General features: G+C 52.2%; 5 protein-coding genes. 1 reads left to right on the top strand and 4 read right to left on the bottom strand.

Features of this window, described 5'->3' with window-relative positions; all coding sequences use genetic code 11:
- From GX117_01545 to GX117_01555, 3 genes are all read right to left on the bottom strand, one after another.
- Nucleotides 1–435 (bottom strand): 3-methyl-2-oxobutanoate hydroxymethyltransferase (locus GX117_01545; GenBank protein NLO32029.1); only part of this gene is annotated, 435 nt, incomplete at its 3' end.
- 66 nt (nucleotides 436–501) lie between these two features.
- Nucleotides 502–1011, bottom strand: coding sequence for a 2-amino-4-hydroxy-6-hydroxymethyldihydropteridine diphosphokinase (gene folK / locus GX117_01550; protein NLO32030.1), 510 nt, complete (start codon nucleotides 1009–1011; stop codon nucleotides 502–504).
- A gap of 62 nt (nucleotides 1012–1073) precedes the next feature.
- Complete coding sequence (locus GX117_01555; GenBank protein ID NLO32031.1) at nucleotides 1074–2474, bottom strand: ROK family protein; 1401 nt, start codon at nucleotides 2472–2474, stop codon at nucleotides 1074–1076.
- Nucleotides 2475–2990: 516 nt separating this feature from the next.
- Between GX117_01555 and GX117_01560 the strand changes: the two genes are divergently transcribed.
- Complete coding sequence (locus GX117_01560; protein ID NLO32032.1) at nucleotides 2991–4283, top strand: tetratricopeptide repeat protein; 1293 nt, start codon at nucleotides 2991–2993, stop codon at nucleotides 4281–4283.
- A gap of 34 nt (nucleotides 4284–4317) precedes the next feature.
- Here GX117_01560 and GX117_01565 read toward each other — a convergent pair.
- The coding region (locus GX117_01565) for an alpha-mannosidase (GenBank protein NLO32033.1) at nucleotides 4318–6099 on the bottom strand (1782 nt) is incomplete at its 5' end.

Here is a 6099-nt window from a genome sequence, read left to right on the forward strand (position 1 = left end):
GGATTGAGGGGTCAGTCCGATGTGCCCCATGACCGGGATACCCGCACGAATGATCCCATGGATCACGTTGCCGAACATGCGTGCAGAACCTTCCAGCTTCACGGCATGGGCGCCGCCTTCGGCGACGAGACGCCCCGCATTGCGCACGGCCTCTTCCAAGCTGATCTGATAGGATAGGAAGGGCATGTCGCCGATGACCAGCGCTTCCTTCACGGCAGCGCGCACCATTTTAAGGTGATGGAGCATGATCTCCATGGTGACGCCAAGAGTATTTTCCATACCCATGACCGCATTGCCGAGGGAATCACCGACCAGTATTCCGTCCACACCCACTTCATCCATGAGCATCGCCATCGGATAATCGTAAGCGGTTAAAACACTGATCTTTTCGCCCCGTTCTTTTTGCTCACGGAAAGAGAGAATCGTTTTCGCCATGGCATTTTACCTTCTCGAACCGTGACGAATCCGTCCCGGTCCCTGTTGGGCTCCAAGCGGAGCGGTTCAAGACTGTACATATTCCGTGTAACGGGCCACCCCGGCACTGCCCAAGCGACTTGCCAGCACGGCTATGGTCGTTCCTGTCTCCGGATCAACAGCCTCGGGCACCAGATCGGCAAGGGGCGTGAGCACAAAGGCGCGCTCTCGAAACCGTTCATGTGGAATCGCCAAGCCCGGTGTATGCAGCATCGTATCGCCCCAAAGGATCAGATCGATATCAATACAACGGGGGCCCCAGCGCGGCGCAGATTGGCGTCCAAGACGTTGTTCCAGCAGTTTAACTGTCTCTAGGAGTTCGAAGGGGTCAAAAGACGTTTCGATCTCCACTACCATATTAAGGAATTTCGGTTGCTCTGTCAAGCCCCACGGCTCACTTTCATAAATGGGCGAGCGGCGCAGGACCGTTACTTCATCCAAGGCGTCCAAGGCTTCCATGGCCCGATTTAAAAAAGTGACACGGTTTCCCAGATTAGCGCCGAGAGAAAGGTACACGCGTGAGGCAGGCGTACACACCGATAGATCCTTTTTTTTACATGTTGGGCTCCCGAAGGCGCACAGTACTACATCACAAAAGCTTAGGCAGGAATGACAGGCAAACTCGCCGCTGCGATAGATTGGCCGACACGACGGCTCTTTTCATCGGGAAGCTGGACGTGCATGGTCTCTGCCAACTCAGGAAATGCCTTCGATAAAACGTGATTCGCACCGTTCAGCATCAGCTCACCGCCTATGCCTGAGGTAACCCGTCCCAGAATCAAGGCATGTTTGATCGTATAAAAATCTGCATAATGGGCGAGGGTATAGCCCAGATAAACGCCCATGGTTTCCCAAATTTTACGGGCGCCTTCATCGCCGGCTTCCAGTTTTTCCTGGACGATTTTGAGTTTTTCGGCAAGAATAATATCGGTAGGCAGCGTAAAGCCCACTTTCGGCGCAAGACGGAAAACACATTGTTGGGAGAAATAGGTGGCGCCGACGCCGATGTCGCCGGACCAATCTTCCACGGGCGCAGCACTGTTGTAGTCAACGGGACAGAAAGCCAATTCGTCGAGCCATCCTGTAATGTTGCCGTCAAGATTGACGTAGCCGCCAGCTTCACTGGTGCCCATGGCAATGCCGAGCACACCGTTATCTTCGAGGGACATGGAGCCTGCGAGAGCGGTCACTTCCCCGTCATTCACAATGACGAGGGGAACGCCCATCTCTTTGCCGATGCGCAGGAACATATCTTTTACCCGATGGAAATCCTCTTTGGGCACGCCGCGAAAGAGCGAAGCGACCATGGCGCGGTTGTTCACGTACACGCCTGCGGCGCTGCCGCCGATTGCATCAACACGAGGCATTTTCGAAGCCGCCGTTTTAATGGCAGTCATCACTTCGTTGTAGTGATAGTCGGGATTGGTGTTTTTGGCAGGCTCCCAAACGACCTCTTCACTATATACGGCTTCACCGTCAATGACCGCGCTGACTTTGCGGTCGGAACCGCCCAGATCGAATCCCACACGGCAGCCTTCTAAATGGCGGCCGAGGGCTTGCGGATTCTCATTGGCTGCCGGTACGTCTTCGAGGTCACAGAGGATCACGGAAAAGGGCTTTTCATAGACCAGCTCACCCATGAAATTAGCGTCGAATGCACGGTCGCCTTTGGGACTGTAACATTGCTGTAAGTAAGCGCCCACCCGTTTAGAGCCGCCCACATAAACACGGCACGCGCCGCGCTGCCACAACAAGAACTTCAAAATACGTTCAACATAGAAGTTGTTGGAGGAGGCCCGTGCGTGATCATCTGCAAAGATGCGTGTTTCATAGCGTGATACGGTTCCGTCTCCTTGTTCGAGACCCAACACAATCGGTACGCCGCCTCCAAAAGCATGGAGCGCCTCGCGATAATTACGATTGGCGAGAACCGGCGGTTTGAAATTCGGATCCAGCGGAGCTTCAATTTCGGGTGAAGATAACATCCAGCTTAAAGGCATAGCAATCCCTTTCTATCGATATATAAAAAAGTTATGGACGATCCATAACCTTGTTTATGGGAAACTTGACGCAGAACGCACAGGCTGCGATTGAGGCGCACAGTAGTGAGCTTTCTGCCATGCAGCATTCACAGTTCCGTAAATATACAACGAATAGGCAGTACTTGTTCTATAAATCCCCTACACTGCTATTATTTCGTACACTATTATAGAGGAAACCGGTAGAAACGAACAAGTTCGCTTATAAATTCGCATCAATCACAAATAAAGTATCCGGACAAAAGCCGATCCATAGCCGGTAAAGAAACCGAAAAATACAGTAATATCCGGAATTCTGTGCACGAAAAAATATGTTATACTAAGTGGATTGCTGATGCCATACCGCAGGCTCGTTATACGTTTGACGACAGGGGCGGCAAAAGCATGGCTATATGCACCATTGTGTTTAGGAATTTTCATTAGAGACGTACAATCTTCTTAACAAACGCAATCGTTAAAATGTTTCATGAAAAAAATATGCGCAACACCCGATATCAAAACAGATTTTTTACGCCCACCAAAGTGAATCTTGTACTGGGGGTCTTGGTCTTCTGTGCCCTTATATTTGGCTTACGTCAAAGTTTTCAGCTTCAGCGGCTCAAAATAGTTGCGGGCCCGGAAGTTACGCGTAAAGCTTTGGAGCCTTCTTCGTCGGGGCGGTGGTGGGTATTCCCTGAGCCGATTGCCCACGAGACCGGGGAAGAGACTTCTGAAGCAACAGCGGATGCGCTCCGTACAGATAAGAGAGAAAAAACTTCCGAGGATTCGGGTGCGCCTGCTAAAAAAGCCGATGCAGCGAAAAAGAAATCAACGGGCCAAGAGACAGGCGGTCATCGAAGCAGTGCCGCTGCCTTGGAGGAAGAAGAAGGGGGCATCGGATACCATAATATGGAGACTGCCGCCGCCGATACCACGCGATCCAACAGGCGCACTCCGAAAAAGGAGCAGAGCAAGGCTTCCGATAAAAGGGACCGGGATGATACGGTTATTGACGCGGCACAACTGAAAGTGATGGTTTCAGAAGCGCAAAATCTTATCCGCGTGGGGCAATACGAGGATGCGGAAATGCTTTTACAGGAGGTCTTGGACACAGATAAAAGCAACCAAAGCGCTTGGAACCAACTCGCCTACCTCCAACATAAATCGGGCGTCATTGATCAGGAAATCGATACCTACGAGCAATGGCTTGAACATAATCCCACTACGGCAACGCCCTATTACAAACTTGCCAATTTGTATGCGCGCATGGGGGAAGAAGATTATGCCCGTTATTATATGGGTGAATATGAGGCGCGCATGAATAAAGATTCGAACCACTATCCCATGACTGCGGGCATCTATCGAAAACTCAATGATATTGACGGTGAAGGACGGGTGTTGTCGCAATGGCTTGAAGCCACGCCTGATTCCGTGGATGCGCAGCAGGCTTGGGCGGAATATAATCGGCGCAGCGGCGACTTTAACGCCGCGTTGAATCAGTATGCTGCCTTGACCGATATCATGCCGAACAATCCCATGCCTTATAGGCAAATGGGTGATATCTACAGCCGCGTCGGGGATTATGTCTCGGCACAGCAGTATTATGAGACCGCCGTCAGTCTGCGGGCTAATGATGTGAACACGCTGACACGTCTCGGCAACGCCTATTATCAATCAGGTAATTATGGCGAGGCGATCGGCGTTTACAACCAAGTTATCGCTATTAATCCCGCCTCAACAACAGCGCAAAACGCGCAGCAGCGCATCTATCAGATCGAATCGGAAATGTAGCCCGTGGCACAATGCCCCTGTCGGCTTCCTTTCCTTAGGCTAGGGGGCGTTCCAGCAAATCCCTTTCCTCAACGCTTTTCGTATCAGCGGAAAAGTGAAGCGTTTTTATTTCAAAGGCTTTCAAGGCGATAGTTTCTTCTAAGTCCAGGGCAGGGATGGATAGGGTTGTGGAGCGCGCCGTGCCTGTGGGTTCAAAGAGACGTATAAGGTAACCATCTCCATCTTCCGCCTTCTTAAAAGCCATCAATAGAATAACCGGATCGGAGAGCAGCACGCCAGCAGGGGGCTTCACACCGGTGCCGGCAGGATAGAAGGATAAGGCCATGGGTTCTTCGTTGTGGGCAAGGGCTTCTCGATCTACTTTTTCCAGCCGCTCCTTCGCCGCGCCTGCATTAAACCAAAAGCGGAATTGTCGTTCTCCCTGGTCGCAGCGCGGCGTGTAGCGGTCTTGAGGCAGTACCGTTCGATCTTCAACGGGATGGGCAGAATAGGAAGGGGAGCGGAGCAGCGTCATCCGCACTTCGCCATCGGGAAAATCTGAACCGTAGGTCCCTTCATTGATGCAGGTGAAGGCCAGCTGTTGCGATGGGGAAAGGGCGGCAGTCCATTTTTGAGCGACTACCTCCCGTTCATGACCGGGAAGTTGGTCTCTGCCGCAGGCGACCTGGCCCCAATAGACCGCGTCGGAGAAGCAGGTCGGCATTGCCAGCTTCAGCATACGGTCTTTTTCATTCCAATGGACGCGCACATGCACTTCCAATTCTGACCCTTGCTTGGGGATTTTATACGTGAGCACTAAAAAGGAATGATTGAAAGCCATGAGACATTCCACTACGGCGCGGACGGGGCCATCTTCAACAACACGGACAGAGGGCAGCGGCTCGGCAAGATTCAAACCTGAAAAGCGCGTTCCTGCTTCGGCCGACATCAAGGTAAATCGACCTGCCTCGTTGCGATAGGTCTTGGCACACATGCCCCAAGGATCTTCATCATCTTGGATAACGATAGGTGAGAAAGCGCCTGGACGGAGGATTTCTTTGCCGTCGACACGGAAACGATCCACCAGCCCTGTTTCACAGTTGATCAACAGATCGAGACAGCCATTATCGAAGTGAAGGGCATTGCCTTCCATCGCAGGTTGCGGCTTGGGTTTTCCCGGCAGCGCGCGGGGCGTGCAGTCGACACGATTCAATTGCGAAGGCGCAAGGGTTGCTTGGAACACACAGCGTTTACGCCATTCCAAAGGAATGTTGCTCACTTCCTTTTCAGCTTGACAGGGGATGGCATTGCCGTTCATAACCGCGTCAAAATCAAAAAAGACACCGCCTTCGTGGCGGTCGGGTAGATTGAATTCACAGACGACTGTCGCGGCGACGGGGTAAGGATGGGGGTTATATACAAAGACCGGAATAACGCCATCCTCCGCTTTGGGCTGCCCTGTGGCAAAGGCGAAAAAGGCACGTGCCTTCAAGCGCGACAATATTTCCAGACCATGATCCAGAAGCCGCAGACCGGCGTCTTCCACCGCTTGAATGGACGAGCCGGGCAGGATATCGTGAAATTCGGCAACCAGTAAATCTTCCAAGGCTTCTTGCAATGATGCCGCGGGATAATCCAGCAACCGGGATAGCGCGCCATTGGAACACATTTTTTCCACAGCGTACAACTCATTTTCTAAGAGACGATGTTTTTGTTTTAGGCGCACTTGGGAGGTATAACAGCCGATACCCCAAGGATTGAGATCGCGTTCTACCCGCGGCGCGGCCATGTTCCGTTCACGCCGTTCAGCAAAATAGGCTTCCGGTGTGGAATGGAC

The organism is Candidatus Hydrogenedentota bacterium (genome assembly GCA_012523015.1).
In the GTDB taxonomy this organism is placed as follows: Bacteria; Hydrogenedentota; Hydrogenedentia; order Hydrogenedentales; family CAITNO01; genus JAAYBJ01.

Coding starts and splice junctions, on each gene's coding strand:
- GX117_01555 (NLO32031.1), bottom strand. CDS start 2,474: ATGCCTTTAAGCTGGATGTTATCTTCACCCGAAATTGAAGCTCCGCTG.
- GX117_01560 (NLO32032.1), top strand. CDS start 2,991: ATGCGCAACACCCGATATCAAAACAGATTTTTTACGCCCACCAAAGTG.